16 protein-coding genes and 7 pseudogenes are annotated in these 25,335 nt (G+C 58.0%); 13 read left to right on the top strand and 10 right to left on the bottom strand.

The window, feature by feature from the left end; genetic code table 11:
• Nucleotides 1-86: 86 nt before the first annotated feature.
• The 6 genes from AC1D1L_RS26010 (at nucleotide 87) to ehuA (ending at nucleotide 6,024) form a co-directional block, all read left to right on the top strand.
• Nucleotides 87-1,271 (top strand): aminotransferase class V-fold PLP-dependent enzyme, encoded by a 1,185-nt coding sequence (locus AC1D1L_RS26010; RefSeq protein WP_477344202.1) that lies wholly within the window; start codon nucleotides 87-89, stop codon nucleotides 1,269-1,271.
• Nucleotides 1,272-1,299: 28 nt separating this feature from the next.
• On the top strand, nucleotides 1,300-2,445 hold the full coding sequence (locus AC1D1L_RS26005) for a M20 family metallopeptidase (RefSeq protein ID WP_477344201.1): 1,146 nt from the start codon (nucleotides 1,300-1,302) through the stop codon (nucleotides 2,443-2,445).
• A gap of 401 nt (nucleotides 2,446-2,846) precedes the next feature.
• Nucleotides 2,847-3,731, top strand: a complete 885-nt coding sequence (ehuB, locus tag AC1D1L_RS26000) for an ectoine/hydroxyectoine ABC transporter substrate-binding protein EhuB (RefSeq protein ID WP_477344200.1) — start codon at nucleotides 2,847-2,849, stop codon at nucleotides 3,729-3,731.
• Nucleotides 3,732-3,807: 76 nt separating this feature from the next.
• The gene (gene ehuC, locus AC1D1L_RS25995; protein WP_477344199.1) at nucleotides 3,808-4,479 is read left to right on the top strand and encodes an ectoine/hydroxyectoine ABC transporter permease subunit EhuC; all 672 of its coding nucleotides are present in this window, start codon (nucleotides 3,808-3,810) and stop codon (nucleotides 4,477-4,479) included.
• Entirely contained in the window at nucleotides 4,476-5,144 is a 669-nt protein-coding gene (ehuD, locus tag AC1D1L_RS25990; protein WP_477344198.1) for an ectoine/hydroxyectoine ABC transporter permease subunit EhuD, read from the top strand. Before ehuC ends, ehuD begins: the two co-directional genes overlap by 4 nt.
• A gap of 103 nt (nucleotides 5,145-5,247) precedes the next feature.
• On the top strand, nucleotides 5,248-6,024 hold the full coding sequence (ehuA, locus tag AC1D1L_RS25985; RefSeq protein WP_477344232.1) for an ectoine/hydroxyectoine ABC transporter ATP-binding protein EhuA: 777 nt from the start codon (nucleotides 5,248-5,250) through the stop codon (nucleotides 6,022-6,024).
• A 363-nt stretch (nucleotides 6,025-6,387) separates the two neighbouring features.
• Here the strand turns inward: ehuA and ggt are convergent.
• The 4 genes and pseudogenes from ggt to ehuB (AC1D1L_RS25965) form a co-directional block, all read right to left on the bottom strand.
• Nucleotides 6,388-7,978 (bottom strand): annotated as a pseudogene (ggt, locus tag AC1D1L_RS25980) (gamma-glutamyltransferase).
• A 144-nt stretch (nucleotides 7,979-8,122) separates the two neighbouring features.
• The gene (locus AC1D1L_RS25975) at nucleotides 8,123-8,911 is read right to left on the bottom strand and encodes an SDR family oxidoreductase (protein WP_477344197.1); all 789 of its coding nucleotides are present in this window, start codon (nucleotides 8,909-8,911) and stop codon (nucleotides 8,123-8,125) included.
• A gap of 1,030 nt (nucleotides 8,912-9,941) precedes the next feature.
• Nucleotides 9,942-11,255 (bottom strand): diaminobutyrate--2-oxoglutarate transaminase, encoded by a 1,314-nt coding sequence (gene ectB / locus AC1D1L_RS25970; RefSeq protein WP_477344196.1) that lies wholly within the window; start codon nucleotides 11,253-11,255, stop codon nucleotides 9,942-9,944.
• A 583-nt stretch (nucleotides 11,256-11,838) separates the two neighbouring features.
• Nucleotides 11,839-12,663 carry an ectoine/hydroxyectoine ABC transporter substrate-binding protein EhuB gene (ehuB, locus tag AC1D1L_RS25965; protein ID WP_477344195.1) on the bottom strand — a complete coding sequence of 275 codons (825 nt, stop codon included), beginning with the start codon at nucleotides 12,661-12,663 and terminating at the stop codon, nucleotides 11,839-11,841.
• A 930-nt stretch (nucleotides 12,664-13,593) separates the two neighbouring features.
• Between ehuB (AC1D1L_RS25965) and AC1D1L_RS25960 the strand changes: the two are divergent.
• Nucleotides 13,594-13,997 (top strand): annotated as a pseudogene (locus tag AC1D1L_RS25960) (HupE/UreJ family protein).
• 580 nt (nucleotides 13,998-14,577) lie between these two features.
• A complete protein-coding gene (locus AC1D1L_RS25955) occupies nucleotides 14,578-15,756 on the top strand; it encodes a M24 family metallopeptidase (RefSeq protein ID WP_477344194.1) in 1,179 nt (392 codons plus the stop codon).
• A gap of 163 nt (nucleotides 15,757-15,919) precedes the next feature.
• Here AC1D1L_RS25955 and AC1D1L_RS25950 read toward each other — a convergent pair.
• Nucleotides 15,920-16,109: pseudogene (locus AC1D1L_RS25950) on the bottom strand (IS21 family transposase); the annotation flags it as partial.
• Nucleotides 16,110-16,389: 280 nt separating this feature from the next.
• Between AC1D1L_RS25950 and AC1D1L_RS25945 the strand changes: the two are divergent.
• Complete coding sequence (locus AC1D1L_RS25945; RefSeq protein ID WP_477344192.1) at nucleotides 16,390-17,388, top strand: succinylglutamate desuccinylase/aspartoacylase family protein; 999 nt, start codon at nucleotides 16,390-16,392, stop codon at nucleotides 17,386-17,388.
• 744 nt (nucleotides 17,389-18,132) lie between these two features.
• Here the strand turns inward: AC1D1L_RS25945 and AC1D1L_RS25940 are convergent.
• The 3 genes and pseudogenes from AC1D1L_RS25940 to AC1D1L_RS25930 all read right to left on the bottom strand — a co-directional run.
• Nucleotides 18,133-18,684 carry an IS630 family transposase gene (locus AC1D1L_RS25940; RefSeq protein ID WP_477344191.1) on the bottom strand — a complete coding sequence of 184 codons (552 nt, stop codon included), beginning with the start codon at nucleotides 18,682-18,684 and terminating at the stop codon, nucleotides 18,133-18,135.
• Between the two features lie 7 nt (nucleotides 18,685-18,691).
• Nucleotides 18,692-19,084, bottom strand: coding sequence for a transposase (locus tag AC1D1L_RS25935; RefSeq protein ID WP_477344190.1), 393 nt, complete (start codon nucleotides 19,082-19,084; stop codon nucleotides 18,692-18,694).
• A 148-nt stretch (nucleotides 19,085-19,232) separates the two neighbouring features.
• Nucleotides 19,233-19,364 (bottom strand): annotated as a pseudogene (locus AC1D1L_RS25930) (IS3 family transposase); the annotation flags it as partial.
• A 272-nt stretch (nucleotides 19,365-19,636) separates the two neighbouring features.
• On the opposite strand from AC1D1L_RS25930, the pseudogene AC1D1L_RS25925 reads away from it, so the two are divergent.
• Nucleotides 19,637-20,768: pseudogene (locus tag AC1D1L_RS25925) on the top strand (IS3 family transposase).
• Nucleotides 20,769-20,927: 159 nt separating this feature from the next.
• Here AC1D1L_RS25925 and AC1D1L_RS25920 read toward each other — a convergent pair.
• Nucleotides 20,928-21,340, bottom strand: a pseudogene (locus tag AC1D1L_RS25920) (ATP-binding protein); the annotation flags it as partial.
• A gap of 6 nt (nucleotides 21,341-21,346) precedes the next feature.
• Nucleotides 21,347-21,872, bottom strand: a pseudogene (locus tag AC1D1L_RS25915) (Mu transposase domain-containing protein); the annotation flags it as partial.
• A gap of 812 nt (nucleotides 21,873-22,684) precedes the next feature.
• On the opposite strand from AC1D1L_RS25915, the gene AC1D1L_RS25910 reads away from it, so the two are divergent.
• The 3 genes from AC1D1L_RS25910 (at nucleotide 22,685) to AC1D1L_RS25900 (ending at nucleotide 25,197) form a co-directional block, all read left to right on the top strand.
• On the top strand, nucleotides 22,685-23,800 hold the full coding sequence (locus tag AC1D1L_RS25910) for a mandelate racemase/muconate lactonizing enzyme family protein (protein ID WP_477344189.1): 1,116 nt from the start codon (nucleotides 22,685-22,687) through the stop codon (nucleotides 23,798-23,800).
• Between the two features lie 277 nt (nucleotides 23,801-24,077).
• On the top strand, nucleotides 24,078-24,362 hold the full coding sequence (locus tag AC1D1L_RS25905) for a hypothetical protein (protein ID WP_477344188.1): 285 nt from the start codon (nucleotides 24,078-24,080) through the stop codon (nucleotides 24,360-24,362).
• Nucleotides 24,363-24,918: 556 nt separating this feature from the next.
• Complete coding sequence (locus AC1D1L_RS25900) at nucleotides 24,919-25,197, top strand: hypothetical protein (protein ID WP_477344187.1); 279 nt, start codon at nucleotides 24,919-24,921, stop codon at nucleotides 25,195-25,197.
• Nucleotides 25,198-25,335: the final 138 nt, after the last annotated feature.

The following is a 25,335-nucleotide window of genomic DNA, read 5'->3' as shown; positions in this document are numbered from 1 at the left end:
ATTCCGCGCAACATTGCGTTTCGTCATTGGTCGGCGGGCGCAGCAATAAGCAGATTTTCACCCGTTAGTCGCACAAGGGGACCGCTATGCAAACTAATTCGCTTCCTTTGAGCCTCCTTCGGGAGGAATTCCCTGCAACGAAGAACGCAATTTATCTGGACGTTGCAAACCAAGGCCTCATTTCGAATGCTACAGTAGCTGCTATTGAGCCACATTTGAATAACAGGCTACAGGGTAGAAATGACGAAGAAAGCATGTTGAAACATGTAGAGCGTACTCGCGCGAGATTTGCGCAACTGGTAGGCGCTGAAAAAAACGAAATTTCAATCACAAAGAACGCATCGGAAGGCATAAATATTATTGCCAACGCGATAGAGTGGAGCCCTGGAGACAATGTGATACTGTGTCCCAAGTTGGAGCACGCTAACAATATATTGCCCTGGCTTCAGATCAGGAACCGTCATAGTGTGGAATTGCGGCTCGTAGAACCAGACCGTGGATCAATGCCGACTGAAGCGATTGTGAAAGCAATCGACTCTCGTACCCGCATCGTCGCACTCGCAACCGTAACAATGGTTCCGGGATTTCGAACCGAACTGGCACCTATCGCGGAAGCCTGCAAGCGTGTTGGCGCCTTTCTCTTGGTAGACGGAACACAATCCGTCGGAATACTCCACACCGATGTGGCCCAGCTAGGAGTGGACGGGTTGGCGGTTTCGACGGTCAAGGGATTGATGGGACTCTATGGATCGGGATTTTTGTACTGCCGTCAGGAATGGGCCGATCGGTTGAATCCAGCCTACCTGGCTCGTTTCAGCGTCGATCTCGGGAATGCGCCGGAATCGGCACCAATTCTCAATTCTGTAAAATTGCGTGACGGCGCCCCTCGGTTTGATATTGGCCACTACAATTTTCCGGGAATGCTGGCCGCTTACGTATCGATGGGCCAACTACTTGAAGCTGGCACGAAGGAAATCGAGCAGAACGTTACGTCCCTAGCAAAGCGGCTGGCCAACGGTCTTTTGGATCTGGGACTACCCGTCTGTGGGGGTGCTCCTGGGAGCCACACTGGTAGCATTGTGGCGGTCGGCGATGTGGCTGCGCTCGCAGAAGGCCGTGAGGTCGACAGACGGATTCAATCTCTTCACGGACACCTGCTTAAAAACCAGGTGGTCGGCTCGATACGTAGAGGCATGCTGCGGTTTTCACTGCATTTGTACAATACCGCTGATGAAATCGACCGCGTTGTGGATTTGGCCAAGGTCTGGTGAATAGCACGCGCAGCAAACAGGAGAGTACATGTCATCCGTCGCCACAGAAACTGTAGCGCTCCTTCAGGAGCTCATAAAAATCGAGAGCGTCAATCCGTCGTTGTCGCCGAAGGGAAGCGGCGAAAAGAAGGTCGCCAAGTTCCTTGAAGGTTTTTGTAAAGAGCGAGCTCTGCCTTACGAGTTGCAGCAGGTGACAGATGGCCGCTCAAACTTGTTGACCTGGGTTCCGGGTGATGATCCCGAAAAGCGGATTCTTTTCATCGCTCATATGGACACGGTGCCTGTCGATAAGTGGGCGTCGGATCCGTTCTCCGGCGAGCAGAAGGAGGGGAAGGTGTATGGCCGAGGCAGTTGCGACACAAAGGGTTCACTCGCAGCTATGTTGATGGCGCTTGCCTCCCTTGGAGGTCGCCGACCCAAATCGACGGTCGTTGTCGCAGCGAGTGTTGACGAAGAATTTCGTAAGATTGGAGCTCGTGCAATTGCTCAGTCGGGCGTCCCCTACGATGCCGCAGTTGTCGGTGAACCAACCGACTTAGAGCTTGTCGTGGCCCACAAGGGTTCGGTTCGCTGGCAAGTCGAAGTCGAGGGGTTGCCCGCCCATACCTCGAAGCCCAATCTCGGAGTAAACGCGATCACGGGGATGGCTAAGGTCGTACTGGCACTTGACGAACTCCATCAGACGTTGGCGTTGCGTGGACATCGATTGGTCGGCTCTCCAACTCTCACTGTCAGTCTTATTGAGGGGGGTATAGAACTAACCACCGTACCTCCTGTTTGCCGTATTTGGATTGACCGACGCCTTATCCCCGGAGAGCAGCCACAGCAGGCCATACAGGAAGTAGAGAACGTACTGGAAGGTTTGCGCCAACGTGATCCCAAGATCAAAGTCCGCTCTTTGCTGCCTGCATTGGAGGACCCAGCTCCGGATAGTGCCGAGTCGAGCAAAATAGCGGCCGTAGCAGCAAAGGCCTGTGCTGACGTAGCCGGAACGGGTAAATATATAGGGGTGCCGTATGGCACCGATGCCAGTCAGCTCTCGTTGGCGGCAATTCCTTGCGTCGTCATTGGGCCAGGAAGCATCAACCAGGCTCATACCAACAATGAATTCGTTGAGGTGGGCCAAGTGCTTAAAGCGGCAGAAATATACCAAAAAATCATGCTGAGTTATTGATGGCGGCAGCAAGGCCTATGCCAAGCGAATTGATACGGCGGAGTCGCCCTTCCCTTCTTCCTCCTTTTAACGAATGGCGGCCACGCTCCCCTAAGCGTCGCGCCAAGTTGCTTGAGCAGCCGTCTTCAGCACCAGAGCCGTAAATCAAAAACCGTCGGATTGGCGCGCAGACTTTGCGACAATGCAGAATCCCTGCGTCTACCAGCGAGAATCCGTGAATGGCGTTCGTTTGAGGTGCTATAGTCACAGCGGTCAGGCGACTTCGGCACAAATCGGACTTTGACAGTAGTGCTTGAGGCCATGCCGCATGCGCGAGAAGGGCCGTGAACAGGCTGAAGCGCGGAGGTACGTCGTCATCTATGGGGTTGGATCGCGGCGAATCAAAAAGGGAGGAGGCTTTCGTGGACAGATCGCAACATCTTGGGAGCAGTACCGATCTGGGCAGACGCGCAACCCTCAAGGGGTTGGCCACGCTCAGCATTGCCGCACTGGCAATCGGATCGACGACAGAGCTGGTATCTGCGCAGTCGTTACTCGAAAAAATCAAGCAGGGAGATACAATCCGGCTCGGCTTTTCTAACCAGCCACCGTGGGCATATCCCGATGCGAACAAGGAGCCACTCGGCTTCGTCAATGCGATGACGCTTGACATTTTGAAGAAGCTGGGGGTGACCAAAGTCGAGCCGATCGTCACCGAATGGGGCTCACTCATCCCCGGGCTGCAGGCCGGCCGCTTCGACATCATCACCGGGGGAATGTTCGTGTTGCCGGCCCGCTGCCGCAATGTGCTGTTCAGCGACCCGATTCTTGAAGTCAAAGATGCTTTGATTGTGCCGAAGGGCAATCCCAAGGGACTCCATTCCTACGAGGACATTCGGGACAAGGGCCTGACCCTGGTCACCGGGGCGGGCTACGAAGTAGTGGCAACTGCGAAGAAAGTGGGCATCCCAGACGACAAGCTCATGCAGGTCGCCGGCGACGTGGAGATCGTTCAGGCGGTCAGCGTTGGCCGCGCTGATGCTGGCAGCGGCAACTACCTGAGTATGAAGAGAGCTGTCGAGAAAGAGGAGGGGCTCACACTTGCCGATCCGTTCGCCTCGCCGAGCAAGCCTCGCTATAGCGCTCTTGCTTTCTCGCTCAATGAGCAGGCTGCGGTCGGCGCCTTCAACGACGTGCTAAAAGGCTATCTCGGTTCTGACGAGATGATGGCGTCAGTTGCAAAATACGGATACGATAAGAAGATGTTGCCGGACGGCGCCGCCATCGCAGAGCTCTGTAAGGAGTAAGGCGCGGCCTTGACAGTGGTAGACGAACCGACGGCCTTTCCGGCCCTGGCGGCCCAGGCCACTCAGTGAGGCTCACATGAACGAATTTGCGTTCGGCTTCAGCGTGTTGGCGCTTGCCAAGGGCTTGTGGACCACCCTGATCGTGACCTTCTGGGCATCTCTGGTGGCGATCATCCTCGGGCTGATTGTTGGCCTGATCCGAGTCTCGCCCCACTGGCCACTTCGTTGGCTCGGCATTGCCTACATTGAATTCTTTCGCGGAACATCTATGCTTGTGCAGCTCTACTGGTGGTTCTTTGTATTGCCGATCTTCGGTGTTGACCTTTCTCCGTGGACCGTCGCAATCTTCGGCGTCGGCATGTGCAACTCCGGATACGGCGCCGAGCTGGTACGCGCCGCAATCCAGAGCGTCGACCGCGGCCAGTATGAAGCGAGCATCGCGCTGAACTTCCCCCGGCGTGCTATGATGCGTCGCATCTTGCTGCCGCAGGCCATCCGCGCGATGCTGCCGTCTTGGGGCAACCTACTGATCGAGCTGCTCAAGAGCACCTCGCTCGTCTTCTTCATCACCATCACTGAGTTCACCACTGCCTCCAAGCTGGCGGCCGACGCCACCGGCAGCTATTTGCTGTTCTTTGCGGTGGCTCTGTTTGGCTATTACGGCATCGCGCGCGCCCTCATCACGCCCTTCGTGCGGTGGCTGGAGCGTCGCCTTTCGRGTGGCTTCGTGCGAGAGGCGCTGACATGAAAATTTGGGATTGGTCCTACGTTTGGGAGGCGTTGCCGTATCTCTATCGCGGCGCTATTGTCACAGTCCAGGCCACGCTGCTTGGCTTCGCGATCGCGTTGGTGCTGGGTCTGGTTTTCGCGCTGATCCGCCAGTCTCCCAACCGCTACGTGTCCACAGCTATGACGGAAATTGTCGAGTTCATCCGCTCGACGCCGCTGCTGCTTCAGGTATTCTTCGTCTATTTCGTTGGCCCACAATTCGGTATCGTTATCACTGCCTGGACGGTCGGCATCGGTGCGCTTGGCATCCACTACGCCGCCTATTGTTCAGAAGTTTACCGTGCCGGCATCGAGAATATGGACGGCGGGCAGTGGGAGGCCTGCACAGCGCTCAACCTGTCGCGGCGTCGCACCTGGAGCGCGATCATTCTGCCACAGGCAATTCCGCCGATCGTACCGGCATTGGGCAACTACTTCATCGGTATATTCAAAGAGACGCCGATTCTTGCAGCCATCGCCATCCTCGAGATGCTGCAGCAGGCCAAGAATTTCGGGGGCAACAACTATCGCTACACTGAAGCGATCACCATGGTTGGCTTCTTTTACCTCATGTTCAGCTTGGTTGCTTCGGCGATCGTGCAGTTGGTGAGCGTCTGGCTAAACCGTCGCTACCATCTGCAATAAGAGGTCCGATATGAACGAACTCAGGATTCGCCTGGAAAACGCGAAGGGGCGCAACGGGGTGCTAGACGAACTTAACCAAGGTTCGGCGAGAAACGAGAGAGCGGTGAAGCAACCTATGGTCCGTTTCGACAACGTCACAAAGCGCTACGGCGCGCTCACAGTTCTGGACGGACTCAATCTCGACATCGCCCGCAATGAGAAGGTCACCATCATTGGCCCTTCGGGCTCGGGCAAGACCACCGTGCTGCGCATGCTGATGACGCTGGAACGCATTAATGGAGGCGTGATCTGGGTCGACGGAGAGCCACTCACGCACATGCAAAAGAACGGCCACATGGTCCCGGCAAGCGACCGTCATCTTAGGCGAGTGCGCGGCAAGATAGGTATGGTGTTTCAGCACTTTAACCTCTTCCCGCACTTGACAGCACTGCAGAACTGCATGGAAGCGCCGGTGTCCGTGCTTGGGCTCTCTAAACAGGCGGCGGAGGCTCGAGCGGCTGAACTGCTCGACATGGTGGGGCTCGCGGACAAGAAGAAGCACTTTCCGATTCAGCTTTCTGGCGGGCAGAAGCAGCGCGTCGCAATCGCCCGTGCCCTGGCCATGCGGCCCAAGGTGTTGCTATTCGACGAGGTGACTTCGGCGCTGGATCCAGAGTTGGTCGGAGAGGTGCTCAACGTCATCCGCAAGCTGGGCGCCGAGCATGACCTGACAATGCTGATGGTTACGCACCAAATGGGATTCGCTAAGGAATTTTCCGACCGCGTCTGTTTCTTTTACGGCGGCAAGATCGTCGAACAGGGCCCGCCCGACCAGCTATTATGCGACCCGCAGAATGAACGGACGCGTCAGTTCTTAAGTGCGGTGCTGGAAGCGTCGTAGGCTCAGGCCGGCCTTTTGCCCTCTGGGCAAAGTCAAGTTCGACCAGTCTCAAAGTGGGTGCCCGCATCCCAAGGCGACGCTCGAACGTCGAACACGAGCTCCGCGCCTGTTTCGGTATATTGACAGGGCCAGCTCCGGCCTATCCTCGACAGGGTTGGTTCTTGAGTCGGGCAAGCGCCCCTGATCACCAGGGCTACAGCCAAAGTCGTTCAAGCCGAGCAGGCTCATGCTGGCACTCTGACAGAGTTGTCCCGTCGATCGGCGCATCGGCCCGCGCATTTTTGCCGCCGGGCCGCAAGAAAATGGGCCAGATCAGAGAAATAGTGATAATGGACAGGGCCCTAGACGGTCCAGCAAGGCAATTTAATAGCCGAGAGCGAGTCCGTCTTTGCGCGGGTCGGAAGCGCCGGTGAGAGTCCCCTTCGCCCAGTCAATGAGCACCGCCTGCCCGCCACCCAGCGGGTGTTGCGCCTCGACAACTTGGTAGCCGCGCTGGAGCAAGCCTGCGATCACGCCGGCGCGAACACCTCGCTCAGCTTCTACGACATTATGATTGTAAAACACGCGTGCCGTATCGATCGCCAGCAGCGGGTCCATGCCGAAGTCAATCATACTGGTCAGTAGATGCACGTGGCCAAAGGGCTGGTAGGCACCGCCCATGACGCCGAAAGGCATTACAGCGCGACCATTCTTCGTCATCATGCCCGGCATGATCGTGTGCATCGGCCGCTTGCCGGGCGCTATTGCGTTCGGATGCTTCGGATCCAGCCGGAAACTTGAGCCGCGGTTCTGCAGTACAATGCCGGTCTTCGGCCCGACGACCCCACTGCCGAAGAAATCATATAGGTCGAGTTGATAAAGCTCACCGCATTCAAGTCGCGGTCGACAACGCTGATATAGACCGTGTCGCTGCCCGGCAGTCGAGGCGCGGCAGATCGGTCATGGCGCGCTCGGGATCGACCGCGGCGCGCAGCCGGTCGGCATAAGCAGCGGAAAGAAGCTCCTTCACAGGCACTGCGACGTGGTCCTGGTCGGCAATGAGGTTGTCGCGGTCACGGTAGGCCAACCGCCCGGCCTCGATCTCCAGATGCAGGCGCTCTGCGCCGTTCGGGTCGAGCTTGCCCAGGTCGAAGCCGGAGAGCACGTTCAGCATCAGCAGCGCGGTCAGGCCCTGATTGTTCGGCCGCATCTGATGGATGTCGTAACCGCGATAGGACGATAGGACGTGCTGACCGCAGTCCGGTAATCGCCCTTCGTCGCGGCAAAATCGTCGAGCGTGTGCAGGCCGCCGAGCTGCCGCAGCCTGCCGACCAGATCCTCCGCGACGGCGCCTTCATAGAAGCCGACACGCCCGTTCTTCGCAATCAAGCGCAGCGTCTGCGCGAGGTCCGGCTGGCGATGCACGTCGCCCGCCTTAGGCGGCTTGCCGCCCGCCAGGAAAATACGCGCGGCCACTTCGTCGGCACACAGATCGGTCTCAGAATCCTGCCAGTCGAAAGCGACGCGGTCGTGGACAAAATAGCCGTTTTCCGCGTAGTGGATGGCCGGAGCAAGCGCGTCGGCGATTCCCTTGCTGCCATGATCCTCCAGGAGCCGGCACCAGGCGTCTACGGCGCCCGGAATGCTGACCGCATGCGGCCCCTGTTTAGGTAGTTCGCCGAACCCCTTGTCCAGATACCAGTCGACCGTCGCGGCCTTGGGCGCGCGGCCGGAGCCGTTGAAGGCAAGCACGTTCGCATCGCCCTTCGGGCAAGACAAAACAATCGCCGCCGATGCCGGTCGATTGCGGCTCGACGACTGCCTGCACGGCGGCCGCGCAGACGGCGGCGTCCATGGCGTTGCCGCCAGAGCGCAGCATCTCGATGGCGGCAAGTGTGGCGAGCGGGTGCGAGGTCGCGGCCATTGCCTCGGTGGCACGGACCGGCGAGCGGCCTGGAAACTGGAAGTCACGCATCCTGTTTAAGGTATCCCTGCATTCAACCTCCGCGGCCGAAAAGCTGGGCGGCGGACAACGAACGAGACGATCAACAGCGCGATCAGGCAAGTCAAATAGTGGCAATGGTCGAGCCGATCTGATCGCGCGACGCAATGGCCCATGTCAGCTGAGAACCAGGCGGCTGCTGCCCCCGTCGATCGTAATCGTGGTCCCGTTCAGGTACCTTGCTCGATCGCTTACAATGAATGCGATTAGTTCCGCAAGCTCATTGGCCGTTCCGATACGCCCTAATGGATTGGCGGCGGCAATCCTAGCGGTGGCGGAAGGTCTATCGATTCCCTCGTTTTCCATCAGGTCGTCTATTCTCCGTCGTATCCTTCCTGTATCGAAATACCCTGGCGCTACCACATTAACACGAATGTCGGTTCCTGAAACGGAATCAGAAAGATGCTTGGCCAGTACTGCTATTCCGGCTCGCATAACATTCGATGCAACTCTCTGATCAGAAACTTCGTGAACGCCGGTCGTCGTCAAGTAGATAATATCCCCTCCAGATTCAGCCGTTCTCATCACCTTAGCTGCAGCTCGCGAAAGTCGAACTGCACTCATAAGCAAAAGATCGTAGGTGTCATCCCAATCTCGGTCACTTAATGTATCGATGGTTCCGTAAGGCGCGTGGCCGGAATTAACGATGAGGCAATCAATACCTCCCATAAATTCGACTGCGTGGTCGAACAAGATATCAACGTCGGAGCGCCGCGATAGATCTGCAACGATACCATGAGCAAATGGCGATTTCGAAAGCAATTCAGCAACCGCTAAATCCAATCTCGACTGATCGCGACCACAGATCACCACTCGCGCGCCATCTTCCAACAACTTTTTAGCAATCGCGAAGCCCAGCCCTCTACTGGCACCGGTAACAAGAACCTTTCGGCTGTCGCCATCCATTGAATTCATCTCCCGTTGGCAAATGTAACGCCGAGAATGTGCAGAGCCGGTCCACTGCTCCGCAGAAACCACGGCGGGTGTTCGTCACCTCGTCCATGCTCCTGCGTGCCTCCGCAATTGGTGTGCTCATTCTGCGGCAAACTTGTCGCGACAGCACCGGAGTGCAATGACGAATTACGCCCGATCGTTGAATTGGGCCTGCTAGCTCGCTTCAATTTTTATCGGCTAAAGGACCCACCTCGGTGGTCCTCCCCTTTACAGACGCGGCGTTCGCGCGACATTGGGCATTAGGCCTGTCGCATGCCGCGTTTCCTCCCAATGGCCGTCACCGGTTGAAGTCAGACATAAGATTAGCTTTTGGGTGTATTGATTGACAGCAGAGTTGTTCGCTTGCGAGCCGCATTCCCCCGAAAACGGCATCAGCATCGCAGAAATTCGAACGTATTCAGGACGACATTTTCAGACCGAAGTCTAGGAAGCCCTTCGAACCTTGCTAGGTGGATGGCGTCGTTAGTCTCCAACCTTCTATATGAATTCGTGGATGAACAGCCATAGTTACCCTGAAACATGGACGGCCACCGAACAAAAGAAACTCGCGCTGCGCCACGCCGCATGACCAATTCCATGGCCGCCACTTTTTGCAGACCTTGACGCACACATCCGCCGCCGCTTTCGAGCTCAGAATAAAAGTCCCGAATTGCCGGAGGCCACAATGTGGACGCAGCCCGGAAATCAGCAACGAGGTACGCAGGCTGCGAAGAATTATCCGCCGCTCCTAATCGGCGCAGTCAGAGGGTGCCCGGCAGGAGCCTAGCTTAAAGCTCCTGCCGGGCCGGTACGCCTTGGGAGGTGACGGAGTCGGAAACTCCGTAGCACTCTGCGGCCGTCCCTTCGGGTTGATGGATGCGGGGCCGCCGCAGCTGCTCTGTGATGTGCTTCCCCAGAGAGGCGGCCGACGGCGCCCCATAGCTGCCCGATGCGAATTTACGGCTGTCCCGCTTGAGGGCATCTGTTTACTTGGGAGGCGCTGCTACTCTACCAGGCTTGCCGCCACACTCCCTTGCACCGTCCTGATGCTCTCACGAACTATCGCTACGCCACGACGCAGGTCAGCCTCGTCGATTGTGAGGGCCGGCATGAACTTAAGCACCTCACCGCGCGACCCGGCTGTCTCCATGAGCGAGCCGCGACGGAGAGCTTCCTGTGCTATGAGGACCGGCAGCGAGGGGTGCTTGAGCGACACGAGACCATACATCAATCCGCAGCCTCGGACACCAAAGCCAAGGGCAGGGAAATCGTCAACAATTGCATTCAGTTCCTCAGCCAAGATTGCAGATTTGCGAGCGATCTCGTCCTCAAACTTGGAGTCGGACCAGTAGGTCTCGAGAGCCGCACGAGCAGTCACGAAAGCAAGATTGTTGCCTCTGAACGTGCCAGTGTGTGCGCCAGGCGCCCAAATATCGAACTCGGGCTTTATGAGAACCAGGGCCATTGCGGTTCCTACCGCCGACAAGGATTTGGACAGAGTGATAATGTCCGGCACGATCTTAGCCGCTTCAAAACTAAAGAAGCTACCAGCGCGACCCACACCGGCCTGAATGTCATCAAGAATCATCAAAATCCCGTGCCGTGACGTCAGCTCACGTAGCCGCTGGAGCCATCCAACGCCAGCAACATTTATGCCTCCTTCGCCTTGGATCGCTTCCAAGATGACTGCGGCAGGTTTATCGAGGCCGCTGTTTGGGTCGTCGAGCAGCTTCTCAAAGTAGTCGATCGTGTCGACTGAAGCGCCGAGATACCCCTCGTATGGCAGCGAGGTAACGTTAGCGAGAGGAAAGCCCGCCGCGGTACGGTGCTCTTTGTTCCCGGTCACTGCTAACGACCCGGTACTCTCCCCATGGAAAGCGTTTGTGAAGCAGACGATGTTCGTCCTTTTTGTCACCTGGCGAGCCAGCTTTAGCGCCGCCTCGACTGCATTGGTTCCCGTCGGGCCAGGAAACTGCAGTTTATACGTTAAGCCACGGGGCTTCAGAACATACCGCTCAAAAGCCTCGATGAACGCCTTCTTCGCAGTTGTGGCAAGGTCAAGCGAGAACATAATCCCATCGCGCTCGATGTAATCCAGCAATGCCTTTTTAAATATGGGATTGTTGTGCCCATAATTGAGGGCACCTGCCCCCGAGAAGAGGTCGAGATATTCCCGCCCGTCCGCAGCGATCAAGGTGGTACCAACCGCCCGATCGAACAGGACCGGATATAGCCGGATGTAGCTACGCACTTCAGATTCCAAGCGGTCAAAGAGCGCGAGGCTTGCGTCTTTTGTAGGTGTGACTTGAGTATTCATACGGGCGAACTCCTTGGAATTGGCTGCCCGCATATGCTTCAGGCGCGCCAATATATGACATCGAACGGCCTAGTGCCGGATTCCAATGTAACCCGAGCGATGCGCCGGTTAGCCTCGATGGAGCATACCTGTGCGCAGGAACTCAGCGTTATCTCGCCCATGGCGCACAATACCGCGTTCATTGGCCTGCATCAGGAACCCGCTTTCATCCCCGCAAGGCGTCACGCTGGAACTGAGCTGTATCGGTCCAATCGAGGCGCTTGGCTGAAGCTGACTTTCATCGCTACCCAACATCATTGCGCCGACTGTTTTTGGGCGTTGGTGCAGCAAGATCGTCCGACAGAAAAATGCGACCGCCTCTCAGCGGCAGGACTGAGGCTCTGTCGCTTGATGCTGACCGTCCACTGAGCCGGCCCGTATTGCCGGTGGCGTCGTTGTGGCAATTTGAGCGTGAGTTACCAACCATATCTTGCGGTTCAGACCATCGAGCAGGGCAAGTACTTGCCCGGAATCTTCGGAGGCTGGAGCTCCCCGGAATTAAGCCGGGGAGCCTATCTAATTTCGTGGTTGACCGTCCCGGAACTTAGCTCTTGCAGTATTCCGCAGCCTTAGTGCTGTCCGGCAGATTGACTTTACTGTAGCCATATTTACCGACAGTCATCATCATTTGGTCTGAGCCGACGTAGTCCTTCAGCACGGCGTTAAAAGCATCAACCGTAGCCTGCTCATCAAGCGGGAAGGCGAGTCCGGAAGAAAGGATGCGCGCTCCTGGGACCAGGGGGCCTGGCACTAGCTCGAGGCTGGCGTCCTTGTCCACGAACTCCTTCATAGTAAAGTAGTCGCCTGAACCTACGGCGGCACGGCCGGCCTTCACAGCTTGCACGATCTCGACCGGTCCGGCAACCTGCAGGACCTTGTCGTCGGGAATACCAAGTTTTTTTGCGGCCGGCACTGATTCATAGCCGGCGCCGGTGACCATGGTCAGGCCCTTATCGCGCACATCCAGGTAGGTATGCAGATTCTCTGGATTGCCTTTGGGAACAATCAGCGCGTCCGGGAACTTGCCAATCGGTTCGGTGAACAGCACATTTCGGCAGCGCTCCGGCAGTATGTACATGCCGCCCGTGATAATGTCGAAACGGCCTGCCTGGAGGCCGGGGATGAGTGAGCCCCACTCGGTAACAATTGGCTCGACTTTGGTCGTGCCCAGCTTTTTCAGAATGTCGAGCGTCATTCCATTGACAAAGCCGAGCGGCTCGTTGTTCTCGCCGGGATAGGCCCAGGGAACCTCGTTGGAGAAGCCGATCCGAACCGTCTCTCCCTTCTTGATCTTATCGAGCAGCGACTGCGCGGAAGCCGAGCCGGCAAACGTCACCATTGCCAAGGTTGCGACGCCAAGCGCCGCCATTGCCCTTAGGATTGCTCGCCTTGGGGGGGCAGTCCTGCATTCGTCGTATAGGCTCTTATTCATCTAAGTCCTCCCAGTTCAGCAGTTGTGGCACGATTTTCACTGACAGTGGACTACGCGGTTTTTCAGCAAGCATCTTAGGGCTTGCTGAATCAAACTAGCAGGAGCAGAGAGCCATTTTCGCGAATTACGCCGAGTTGGCGCAGGAAACCGGCGTTTTGTCCCGAGGGCGCGCAACCTTCGGAACGCTCCTCGCGAGTGACTATAGCGTCGCAAGGGTGATTATTTGTGCGCGATCCGCGTCGGCCTAACGTTGGAGCTTGGGTGCGCAACCGCAGGCGCTACCAACGTCGGCCGTGGTCTGCTCGAGCCGTCTTCCACAACGACATGCAGAGCGAGCCGGATCAGGGCACGGAAGCGCGGCACCTGATCCGCGACCTGTCCCGCAACAAGTTGGCGGAGGGCGTGTCTCTACAAGCTTGTCCAGAACAAGGTCCCAAACGGAATTGCTTCGTCGTTGAAGTCGTATGTTGAGTGGGGCAAGCCGGCGATATCTCCATTGGAGTTGTAGCGCCCGGGCGGAGCTTCGCAAAATCAGAAGAATCTTCCGCAACCAACATCGGCGTCGTCTCGACAACGTTGTTGGCGTCGCGTATCGCGGCGTGTAGCGAGGAACAGCTTAACTTACGGGAGAAGTTCTCGATGAGGTGGCGCTCCTGTAGAGGTGTCAGTTGTAGGCGCGCGGGACGCCGGGCCTGGGCACTGACGGGATCTCTCGGGTGATGCCGGCGGCCTGCAACGGTTCGATCGCCCTTGTCGGCATCGTCGCCTTGTCCCCTACCAGGGCGGCCGGAGTTGATCTGCGGCAGAAAGCAATCCGCGGCATCCCCATGTGGGCTTGGCCCGCCGTTTGCAGTAACGCCGTGAAGGGTGGACGCGCTTTGTGGGCATGGCCGGCAGCATCGTCGGCCTTATGCTCGTGGGGGCGCTGCGGGCATTGCTGGGATCCCAGTTCCCTTGGTCGCGCCCGTCATTCTCGCCTCGATTGTAACGCTCGGTCTGCTTGTCGCGGCCGCGGTAGACTTGCCCAGCGCAGCAGGGGCGGTCATCGTTGCTCTCTTCGCGTTCTTCCACGGCCACGCGCACGGCACTGAAATCCCCGAGACAGCAGGGGCCTCGAATATCTCGCCGGCTTAGCTCTTGCGACTATGCTCCTGCATAGCGCTAGCATCGGCTTGGTGCTGTTGCCGGGCCAGCGCTTTCGCGGTTTCGTGCGGCTGGCTGGCGCAGGGATGGCTGCGGCTGGCCTCGGCCTGATCGTCAGCGCCGTGTAACTGAGAAGGTGCTCACAAGTTTGTCCAGGTAGAGCGTTAACGGGGAGGTTTGGCAGTGGTTTTCGATTATATTGTCATCGGCGGTGGCTCTGGTGGCGCTGAGGGCCCATTGGCAGATTCGCTGAGAGAGGGGTTAGGCGGCTTGGGCTGTTCGACGTCACGATTCCTGAAAAAACGTCACCATACCAGGATAGGAGTATACCGACTAGCGCTGCCCCCAAAGACATTCGGCTTTCAAACCCCGGGTGGACTGCACGAATGTGCCGTGATGCAGAAAGGTGCGCGAGGCCGGATGGACGAGGCGTTGGAAGCGCGAGACGCGCTGCATATGCTGTCGGAAGGGCCGTTCGCGTCTTCAGGCTCGGCGCCCCATAGTAACGAGCAAAGAAGTTGATGTCGCCGAGTCGAGGGGACATATCGTGCACATCAAGCCCGAAAACGCTGTTTTCCTGCAGGCCGAAAGGAATACTTCGCACCATACGACTTAAAAGACCTGCTATTTTTTTGGGACATGTAGATCGAGAACAGGGGAATGCCGCCCCCGCCGGCATATGAATTCGATCGACCAAGGATGGACTAGATGAAAGTTTCAGGCATCGACAACGCCGCCATCGAAAAAGATCTTGCATTTCCGGTTTCGGAGTTTGAACGACGCCTTAAAGCTGTTCGGCAGGAGATTGCGAATAGAGGATTGGATCTGCTGATTGTCAGTATTCCAGAAAACATATATTACCTTAGCGGCTATCACACATTGGGTTATCCAGCCATCCAGTTCTTGCTGGTGCCAAGCAATGGCGAACTGCATATTGTAACTCGCGCCATTGAGCAGACGAACGTGAAAGCGTATTCGTGGCTCACCGACAGCTCCAGTTACATGGACCACGAATCGCCGATCGAGGTCCTACTGGAAACGATTGGAAGCATGGGCTACGCCAACTCCACCATTGGCATCGAGAAAACCGGTTGGTTCTTGACAATCGCCCACTATGAAAAGATCAGAGAAGGACTTCAGAGCGCGAGGGTCCAGGACGGATCGATGATCGTCGAAGGCGCACGAGTGGTGAAGTCGGACCTGGAAATTGACTATATTCGTCAGGCTGCCCGGATCGTTGAAGCAGGTATGGAGGCCGGCATGAACCAGATTCTAGTCGGCGCTACCGAGAATGATATCGCTGCCGAAATTCAGCGCGTCGTGACAAGCATCGGAAGCGAATATCCGGGTTATCCGCCATTTGTTGCGTCAGGCGTTCGTACCAGCTACGCCCACGCAACTTGGGCTGGCAGGAAAATTCAAGAAGGCGACCCGATATTGTTGGAACCTTCGGGTACTGTCCGTCGCTACAGTGCGGCCCTCATGCGCACAATTGTAGTCAAACCGGTTAGCCGCGAATTAGAGCGCATGGAGGATGTTTCCCGCAAAGCGCTAGAGAACATGCTGGAGGCCATCCGACCTGGGCGCCCCTTGGAGGAAGTTTGGAAGGTATGGTCGAACACTGTCACGGACGGCGGCTATGAGGGACGATTCAAAAGAACGGGCTACTCGATCGGAGTATGCTTTCCGCCGGATTGGGGCGAGGGCCACATCCTTTCCTTTAAGCGCGGAGAAACCCGAGAGCTGCGTCCAAATATGACCTTCCACATTCCTTCTCTGGTCAAGGTTTTCGGTTTTGCCGACGTAGGGACAAGTGAGACGGTCCGGGTGACTGAAGCGGGATGTGAAATACTTACGAATTTCAAGCGTGAACTTCACGTCCGCTGATCGGCCGCGGGGATGAGCTATGGCGAGGAGCGGAGACCGTTCAAGAACAAGTCTGGCCTGATCTCGCCCTGTCAACGGCCAACTGGGCGCTTCCCCAGATCGAGAGGGGGAAGAAACGCTGCCCTCGTGAGGCTCTCCGACCGAAGCGGGCAGCATGGCGCTCGAAGACCCGCAGGCTGACAGGTCGATTGGCGAAGGACGCCAGGACGCCCCTTGCGGCTGCTCTAGGTGGACGAGGCAAGTGGGCGAGGGCACGTTGGCTGTAGTCGGACGAAGCCGTCGAACGCCCGCAGCATCGGCATCAGGTGTCGGGCTTCCTCAGCCCAAGCGATCGTGCCTGGCTGCGATCCGTGCTCGTCAGGCTCCACCACGAGGATAGAGCGGCATAAGGCATTCATGGTGCCCAGTCTCGATGGGGACCTCTAGGCTCCCAGTATATCAGAGCTGTGCGACATCTCAAAGGGCTGGCCAGTGTGTTGGGAACTGCGGGGGTTCAGCGGAGCGGACGCTGACCATCTGACATGGTACCGTCCGAAACATTATATTGGCAAATTCAAGATAGCTCGGCTCATACTTGCAGAGCGCAGAAACCTCACTCGGGCAATGTATCCCCGATCCTGATAATGGCTGAACATGAGCGAAGCACCGCATCTTACGTTTGATCTCGAAAAGCTTGGCGTGAGCAAAGGGCATCTTGTTGTTCCCAAGGGAACCGATTGCGAAGCTCTTTCGCTCCCGGTATTCAGCCTGAACAAAGGCGGTGGACCGCGGCTCCTTATCACAGGCGCTTGTCATGGCAATGAATTGGAAGGGCCGCTTGTTGCGCGACGTCTTCTTGAGTGGCTGCCCGAAGCGCAAGCCTCTGGACGGATCATAGTTGTCCCAGTGCTCAATCCGCCGGCCGTGCAGGCATTCAGCCGCAATACCCCGATCGATGGATTGAACCTCAACCGAGTGTTTCCTGGCCGTTCCGACGGGGCGGTGACTGAACGTATCGCAGACGCCGTCTCTCGCCTGTTGTTGCCGATGGCCGACACCGTATTTGATCTGCACAGCTTCGGGCCAGCCTGGGATTTTCCACCATCGACCACGACGCATCCCATTTCAGATCCCGATCTGATGGCCAGGACGATGAGAATGGCGGAAGGCTTCCAATTACCGTTGACTTTGGTATGGGATCATCCAGGTACGGCTGGAATGTTCGATACCTTGGCTCAAAACCAGGGCAAGGTATTCGTTTGTGCTGAATTCGGCGGAGGCAATGTCAGCTCCGAAGCTCTCGCGATCTACGAAGCTGGAGTACGCAACGCACTGATCTCGCTCGGCCTGGTCGAGGGAAAAGCTGAGTACCCAACCTTCCGTCAACGGAAGTCCAGCCAGACACTTCAAACGCGGCGCCCGGCCGATGAACTGAAATCGCCTGGACCGGGCATCTTCGAACCTCGCTGCTCGATGTTGGATGAAGTGAAGCGGGGAGATCTCATCGGCGTTCTGTATTCGATGGATTCTTCATCAGCCGATTCCACGGCTATCCGGTCGCCTGGCCCCTGCATCGTATGCGGCATCAGATCCGGGTGCTATGTCGAAGTCGACGAATGGCTAGCACTCCTTGCGCGACCACTAGATCGTTGAAATCCGTTCGCCGTAATTGATATAAAGGCGATTACACGAGAAAGGCATCTAAGTGTGATCACGATGTCCCGCACTGAAGTAACTCGGACCAGCGTTGCGCCGTCACAATAATGGTGGTTTGATTCAACGATCGCGATTAGACGACCCCATCATCAGATCGCTGGTCCCGCCACAGTCCGCACAGGCTCTGAGGGGATTCGGACGGCCGATAGCCGGACGCGCCAGTTCGATGGAGCCAAAACTGCCCCTCATGCGGACTCTCAACAGAGCAGAATTATCGAGCTCCCGCAGGGAGACGCAAGCCATCGATTTTTCGCCTGCTGCTCGCGCTAGGCGTTGGAGCAAAAAGGCGGCTCGACTGAGCGGCCCTAGCCCTGGCGCGCAAGTTGGCGGTGATCATACATTGCGATGCTCCGGACGGTTCGATCCGCACGGAGGAACGCCGCCGCTGCCTGATATCCTGCAGACGTTCGCCTGCGCCATTTCTTCAGGCCATTCAACTGATAGCATTCTTACAGGACGCACGAACCGTCCCTGCCGGGACGTGGCTGAGATCATTCCGCGAAGCGTGAGCAACTGCCTCGTTTAGCAGATTGCGTAACGAACATAGGAAGATCTCACCTCCGAAACTCATCCTGCGGCGATCAGCTTTGCATCGACCGCGTAGACGGCCCTGTACCCGGCATACGGACCGAGCATCAGCAAAAAGGACGACTGCCTTGCACGACGAAAAGCGTGTCGCGATTAATCGGCCTCATATCCGGCCGCTTTGAAGAAGTTTCTGCATTCGGTTGGCTCGAACAGATGGCAGATATCGCCGAGAGCCTCGCAGAGTGCATCGAAGCTTCTGGCCGCCTTCTTTCGCAGCCTCGCCTTGAGTTTTGAGTAGGCCATCTCGATCGGGTTGAGATCGGGCGAGTACGGCGGCAGGAACAGGAGCCAGGCACCCTTTTGGCGAACCAGTTGCGCGGCGCGCTCGTTCTTGTGGAAGCCGACATTGTCGAGAATGACGACATCGCCGGGCGACAGTTCGGGAGCGAGCTGAGTTTCGACGTAGCGTTCGAAGATGGCGGCATTCATCGGCGCGTTGACGATCCATGGCGCGACACGACCGTGGCATCGCAACCCGGCGATAAAGGTCTGCGTCTGCCATTTGCCGAATGGCGCATGCGTCCTGAAGCGCTCGCCCCTCGGCGCCCAGCCGGTGCGTTTGGTCAGCTTGGTGTTGGTCGACGTCTCATCGATGAAGATCAGCCGCGGCAAAGCCTTGTTGAAGAAGCGCTTTCTCCGCCCCATCCATAGTTCACGCGCCTGGCGCACGTCGGCCCTCTGCTGCTCGCTGGCCAGTAGAGTTTTTTTTATGACTGAGCCCCAGGCGTTGGAGCAGGCGCCCGACATTGGAGCGGTGCACGCTCACCCCACGCCCCTCCAACTCGATGCAAAGCTCATCCAGTGTCAGTTCGCCAGTCTCGACCAACCGCAAGCGGACAAACTCGGCATGCGGCTCAAGCTTCCCGCCTCCCACATGGCCTTGCCGGCGCGCTTCAAGCGAACCGGTCTGCCGGCGCAGGTTGATCAGATTGTTCACAAAGCGAGGCGAAACGCGGAAATGGCGTGCAGCATCGCGGTGACCATGTCCCTCATCGACATACGCAACAACACGCCGACGCAACTCAAGCGGTAGCGGCTTGCCCATCGCGGTCTCCTTTCAACCGCAATGAATCACGAACTCAAATCAAGGGGAATCTGAATCCCTTAAATCGCGACACGCTTGAGTCCTCTTGTTGGCGCGCAACGCAGCTCCCGAACACTGCTCACGACGGGGACATGGTAGAGTTTGGTCGTTCGAGCGGCGCCGGCGACTGGAGGGCGCCGAACCTGCTCTCGACAGCTTCCAGCATCATGTCCCGGATCATGCTGCCGCTGATGCCCGATCCGACGACGGCATGCCATGCGATGATTTCGCGGTCGAGCGCGCGTCGATCGACCGGCCGATGGCGTAACCAACGACCTTGCGTGACCAGGCATCCATGACCGCGACGTAGACGAAGCCCGCCGCAATCGTCACGTAGGTTATGTCGCTCACCCAGAGCTGGTTCGGGCCGTCGGGTGTTCACGTTCTTCGCCAGGTTCGGGAAGATCGGCAACTCGTGATCGCTGTCCGTAGTGGCGATGAAGCGCCCCCTGATCCTGGGCTGCGGATCATGCTCGCGCATCAACCGTCTGACCTTCTTGTGGTTGACGACGATTGCCGCGCTGCCGCAGCGCCGCCTGGACGTCCGAACAGAAGCTGCAGATTATCGAGGAGAGTTTCCTTCCGGGCGAGACCGTGTCCTCTGTCGCCCGACGACGAGGCGTAGCGCCAAATCTCTTGTATTGTTGGCGTCGTCTATTGAAGGAAGGCGGAGCGGCTGCGGTGGGATCGGACGAATCTCTGGTCGGGAGTTCGGAAGTGCGGCGGCTTGAAGAGCGCGTTCGCGACCTCGAGCGGCCTCTCGGCCGCAAGACCATGGAAGTGGAGATCCTCAAGGAGGCGCTGGCCAGGTCGAAGTCAAAAAAACCGAACTTGCTGCTCTTGTCGCAGTCGAGGGACGGTTCCCGATGAAGGCCGTTGCCGAGACCCTCGGGGTGGCGCGTTCCCATCTCCATGACAAGGTGCATCGCCTGGTGAAGCCGCGCGGGCCTTATCGCAAACCCGACGACGATGGGCTCTTGGATCTGGTTCGACGCCTGATCGACGAACGCCCGACCTATGGCTATCGTCGCATCACAGCCCTGACGAACAGGGAACGCGCCAAGACGGGCGAACCGGCCGTCAATCACAAGCGCGTCTTCCGTATCATGCGCCAGAACAGCATGCTGCTTGCCAGGGGCCGCAGGACCGGCCGCGTCCATGACGGCAAGGTCATCGTCATGCGCTCGAACCTGCGCTGGCGTTCCGATGGCTTCGAGGTCGGATGCTGGAACGGAGATATCATCAGGGTCGCCTTCATCATCGATGCCCATGACCGTTGCAGCATTGAAGGCGGCAATCGAACGACGAAAGCCACCGCCGGGCTGCGTCCATCACTCGGACCGAGGGTCCCAATATGCCGCACTCCTCTACCCCAATCTTCTCGCCGAGCACGATCTTATTGGATCAATGGGCCGGCGCGGCAATCCCTACGATAATGCGAAAGCGGAAAGCTTCATGAAGACGATGAAGGTCGAAGCCGTCTATCCGAATGGCCTACGAAACCTTCGCCGACGTCGCTGAGGACCTTCCCCGCTTCATTGATAAGGTTTACAACACCCGCCGATTGCACTCAGCGCTCGCCTATCTCAGCCCGCAACAGTTCGAGGACCAACACGCCCGGCAGATGGTCAAAACTGCGGCTTGATCCTGTCCGGTCCCAGGGGCGCACTCCAGATTCCGGCGAATCGGCGTCCAAATTTTGACCCCCATGTAAGGCGCGACGGTCAGCGTTCGCCCGGGCGGAGCTCGTCAGGGTTGCGCAGTCCGGGCGAGCGCGGATAGCGCTTGGCAGTTGATGGGGTAATCAGGCGCGGTTCTTGAAGCGCCAGGATTCGTTTCCGGTCTCGATGATCTCGATGATGGGTGAGACGGCCGAGGAGCGCTGTCGTCATCTTGGCGTCACGGAAGACGGCGGGCCATTCGCCGAACGCCAGCTTAGTGGTGACGATGATCAAGGTCCGTTCGTAGAGCCTGCTGATCAGGTGGAAGAGCAATTGCCCGCCGGCCTGCGCGAACGGGAGATAGCCGAGTTCATCGAGCACGACGAGGTCGAGACGGGTGAGGTAATCGGCGATACGGCCCTGCTTGCCGCCGCGGTGCTCGGTCTCGAGCCGGTTGACGAGATCGACGATGTTGGAAGAAGCGGCCACGTGAGCCGTTGCGGATCAGGGCGCGGGCAAGGGCGATTGCCAGATGCGACTTGCCGGTTTCGGTGCCGACGATGTCGTAGCGGGCGCAGTCGGCCTGCGGCTCGTGCTGCAGGCGGAGTGCGTCCGGGGTGAGGATGGTCACGGCCGGCGCCGGATCGCGCCGCCGCGCCAGGATGTTGATGATGACGGCGGCGGAGCAGACATTCTGATCGAGTGTTTCCTGGCAGGCAGCCTCCACGGCATCGATGCCGTCGGTCAACACCGTGGCCAGGATCGACACCATCTGCCGATCGCCGTCATGCGCCGCCTTCAATTTGCGCAGTATACGCTCCATCGCTGGTGGCAGAGCCCAGTCCCCGGAATAGCGCGCCGTTGCGCAGTGCGCCGGGCTTGCGGGCAAGTACAGGGACGTAATGCCAGGGATCGTAGACCGTCTCGTTGCGCCCGAAGGAGCGGGCATGTCCGGCGACGACCACGCCGTCTTGGCGGATGACGATCCTGTCGGCATAGGCATGGATCTCGACCGGGCGGCCGACGGCCGTCGACAGGACCGAGTATTTGTTGGTGTCGAAGCGAACCGTGCAGGTCTTCGACACCGACCCGCCGAAGATTACGCATGTATCTTTGGCGGCAATGGGGGAACGGGCACAACCGCTACAAGGAACTGCGCCGTCGTGGCGTGCCAAAGCTCCGGGCCGCGATTGCTGCCGGTTCACCGGCGGGATTCTGGCGCATGTCAGGACATCCGGCGGTCCAACAGGCCCTGCGCAACCACCCCTTCGAGTCGCTCGGTCTCCCCCGTCTTTATGTCTCTGCCTAAGCTTAATCCGGCCGAACCGCCGTGGTACGTGATCCGTATGCGCGGTGTTGGGGGAGGGGCTGCGCCGCGAGGCGTCCCCTATCCCGATCAATCCCGCCGCCCGGAAATCTTCCCCGGTTACCAGCCGTTGGCGCTAAGCTTTGAGGCAGGCGCTTTCGGGGGGGGATGAGCAGATGCGTCAACTACCAGATGAGGTAGTATCGACGCCCAACCGACAACTCTAGAACTGAGTTCTTCCTATGGACCGAGCGATATCGGCATGCAGAACAACGCGACGATAGTCGAAGTTTCGAAGTGCATCTGTGCAGGTGAGCTGCCGCGCAAGTTAGGCACATTTTGTATGACGGAAATTTCGTTGGTTCTTTCGTTGCTACTGATTTTTGTCATGTCCAGAATCGCCACTGCATGTGGTCGTCGAGCATCCAGGAAAGGGCAGATTGATGGCGAACCGTTCCCTAACTAATCATGCCCTTTTCAGTGAGTTCCTATGGGTCTGGCGTATTCAAGCTAACATGAGATCTCGGTGCCTTTTCGCTAAAAATGTCGTGCCAGCATCGATTTTTTGTGCCACCAACAAAGAGGAAATGCCCAATGAAGATACAACGCATATCAGTTTTTGAGATTGTGACGCCTTATCCACAAGGCTACGGCCTGTCGCGTGGGCGGATATGGACATCTTTCGAAAGCACCATTGTGTCAATCGAGAGTGACGCCGCGATTATCGGATGGGGCGAACTCCAAACGCTGGGGGGGAATTATCTGCCGGCGTTCGCAAAGGGGGCCAAAGCGGCCATTGACGAATTAGCTCCTCACCTCATTGGAGAAAATCCGCTCCAGCTCGATCGAATCAACTATCTGATGGACCATCTGTTGCTTGGTCACCCCTACGCAAAATCGGCAATCGACATGGCTTGTTGGGATATCCTCGGCAAAGCAACGGGAATGCCGCTATGCGATCTTCTCGGCGGAAGGTTCGACGGTGGATTAGATCTTTTGGGCGCCCCTACGGTAGGGTCGATTGAAGAGATGTTGGCAATGACCGCGACCTTGCGTGAGAAAGGGTACCGGCGTTTGTCAGTGAAGTTGGGCGGAGATGTCGCGGAAGATGTGTTAAGGATACGGGCAATTCTCGAACAGGCCGAACCCGGTGAGGAATACTACGCCGACTGCAATCGCGGTTGGACACGGGATCAGGCCCTGCGAGTGATGCGACAAATTCGCGATCTCGACGTCTACATAGAGCAGCCTTGTGCTTCGTACGAGGATTGCCTCGCGGTGAGACGTCGGACTGATCATCCAATGATACTCGACGAAATAATCGACTCACCTGAGGTGGTGATGCGGATTATCGCCGATAGTGCAGCGGATTTGATCAATATCAAGATTTCGAGACTGGGTGGTCTGACAAAGGCACGCCGCGCCCGGGATATGTGTGTGACGGCAGGATTGCCGATGACCATTCAAGACGTAGGGGGAAGCGGGATAGTACAGGCAGCGATTTACCATTTGGCGCAGTCTACCCCGAAGGAGTTCCGCCACTCTGCATACGATCCGCTTACCGTCGTCTCCGACGCATTAACGGATGCACCCATCTACGTCCAGGGGGGCGGAGCACTGGTGGAAGCCTCGCGTCGGCCCGGACTAGGTCAAGAACCCCTACCGGGTAGCCTCGGCGATCCAATAGCTGTGTACGGCGGCAGGGGATAAGATAACGTAGGTTATCGTTGCCCTGTGTCGGACGGCCAATGCAGCGCGATGTATTTGGAGGCCTGAATCCGCGAAATGCTCCTGCAGGCCTCGTCGACGTGCTTTCGCTTTTGGCGGCGCACGTCATTCTTGATCCTTTGTAATTAGCGGATGACGGCTTCTGCTGCCCTGACGATGGAGACTACCGCCTCGAAGACCAGCGACAGGGTGAGACGCGATGCAAGGTAACCGCCCGATTGTCACCGCTTGCCGGCTATCGCCGAAGCGGGCTAGGGAGGTGGCCGGTGAAGCGAACGTTCCAGAACCCGACCAGTCATGGCAGCATAAGACTTCACTTATCAAAGCTCGCCCAGGCGCATATATCTCTCGAGGCACCCATCTTCTGCGGCACTCGGCAGCCCCGCATATCTGCAGCGCGGACGAGATCGCCGCGCTGATGCAGGCGGCTGCCCTGCTCAAGCCGGTAGGTTCGATCCGATCGCTAATGGACGAGACGCTGTTCGGCTTGATTGCCGCCATGGCATGCGCATCCGAAGCCCTCTCGCTCAACTCGATGACTTGATCATTCGACAGACCAAGTTCCACAAGAGCCGCTTGCTGCCGCTCCACGCCACGATATGGGAGTACGTCATGCCAAACTGATGATTAGTTGTGGTGCAAGTCCCCATCCGGCCCAAGCCGTAGCGGGCAAGCCGGGGTCGAGTCTGGCGGGCGTCGCGGTAACGCGGGTCTGAAGTGTAGACAGGAGCCATTCGGGGGCGGGAATGAGCCTCGAAAGGCGGATGTTCGCGGAGACCGAGTGTTCCCATTTCACATCGTCGTTACGCGAGACGATGCCGCTCCGCCGGGGTCGATTGCCGGATCACGCGTGGAAAGGTAGTCATCGGAACGTGAGAGGCCCGACCGGGTCTGCTGAATTGGTCTTCAGCGGGGGACAGCAGCAAGGCACCGCCGGAGTTGCCGTCCGAGCTGAGGTCGGGAGTCGGACTGGTTCATATAGCAATGAAAGCGTCGAAGGAAACGAGACGCGTGGAGGGAAGGGGCCAGTCCGAACCGAGACCTCCGTCTTCTGGGCTTCACCACTTACTGCGGGCGGACCCGGGGATGGCCGGTTCATCGTGAAGCACAAGACGGAAGGGAAACGCCTGACGCGCAAGCTGACGGCGCTGCGCCAGGATGCCTGGCGGCTCATGCACGCGCCAATGGCTGCGCAGCACATGTGGTTCGCCGCCGTTCTGCGCGGACACTACGGCTACTACGGCAGGCCGCACAACTACCCAGCGCTCTGCGGATTCCATCGGCAAATGCGCCGGATATGGCTACGGTGTCTGAGACGGCGCAGCCAGAAAAGCCGGCGCATGGGCTGGTCGGAGTTCGAGACCCTGACGGCGCGATAGCCGTAGGGCGCCCCACCGAGCACGGAGACCTCGCCGGCTTTGGCGCGGTGACGCTTGCCGCGGCGGTAGCGTCCAGAATCTGGGGCCGTTCGTACTCGGTGATCATGCCATGGAACTGCAGCATCAGCTGATCTTCCG

This window comes from Mesorhizobium sp. P2_D6, from assembly GCF_056404315.1.
Note: the sequence above shows the minus strand (reverse complement) of the source record. Positions and strands in the feature narration are given on the sequence as shown.

Excerpts from the sequence above, each read along its gene's own strand:
- AC1D1L_RS26010 (WP_477344202.1), top strand. The coding sequence starts at position 87 with ATGCAAACTAATTCGCTTCCTTTGAGCCTCCTTCGGGAGGAATTCCCT.
- AC1D1L_RS26005 (WP_477344201.1), top strand. The coding sequence starts at position 1,300 with ATGTCATCCGTCGCCACAGAAACTGTAGCGCTCCTTCAGGAGCTCATA.
- ehuD (WP_477344198.1), top strand. The coding sequence starts at position 4,476 with ATGAAAATTTGGGATTGGTCCTACGTTTGGGAGGCGTTGCCGTATCTC.
- AC1D1L_RS25975 (WP_477344197.1), bottom strand. The coding sequence starts at position 8,911 with ATGGATGGCGACAGCCGAAAGGTTCTTGTTACCGGTGCCAGTAGAGGG.
- ectB (WP_477344196.1), bottom strand. The coding sequence starts at position 11,255 with ATGAATACTCAAGTCACACCTACAAAAGACGCAAGCCTCGCGCTCTTT.
- ehuB (WP_477344195.1), bottom strand. The coding sequence starts at position 12,663 with ATGGCGGCGCTTGGCGTCGCAACCTTGGCAATGGTGACGTTTGCCGGC.
- AC1D1L_RS25955 (WP_477344194.1), top strand. The coding sequence starts at position 14,578 with ATGAAAGTTTCAGGCATCGACAACGCCGCCATCGAAAAAGATCTTGCA.
- AC1D1L_RS25945 (WP_477344192.1), top strand. The coding sequence starts at position 16,390 with ATGAGCGAAGCACCGCATCTTACGTTTGATCTCGAAAAGCTTGGCGTG.
- AC1D1L_RS25940 (WP_477344191.1), bottom strand. The coding sequence starts at position 18,684 with ATGGGGCGGAGAAAGCGCTTCTTCAACAAGGCTTTGCCGCGGCTGATC.
- AC1D1L_RS25935 (WP_477344190.1), bottom strand. The coding sequence starts at position 19,084 with ATGGGCAAGCCGCTACCGCTTGAGTTGCGTCGGCGTGTTGTTGCGTAT.
- AC1D1L_RS25910 (WP_477344189.1), top strand. The coding sequence starts at position 22,685 with ATGAAGATACAACGCATATCAGTTTTTGAGATTGTGACGCCTTATCCA.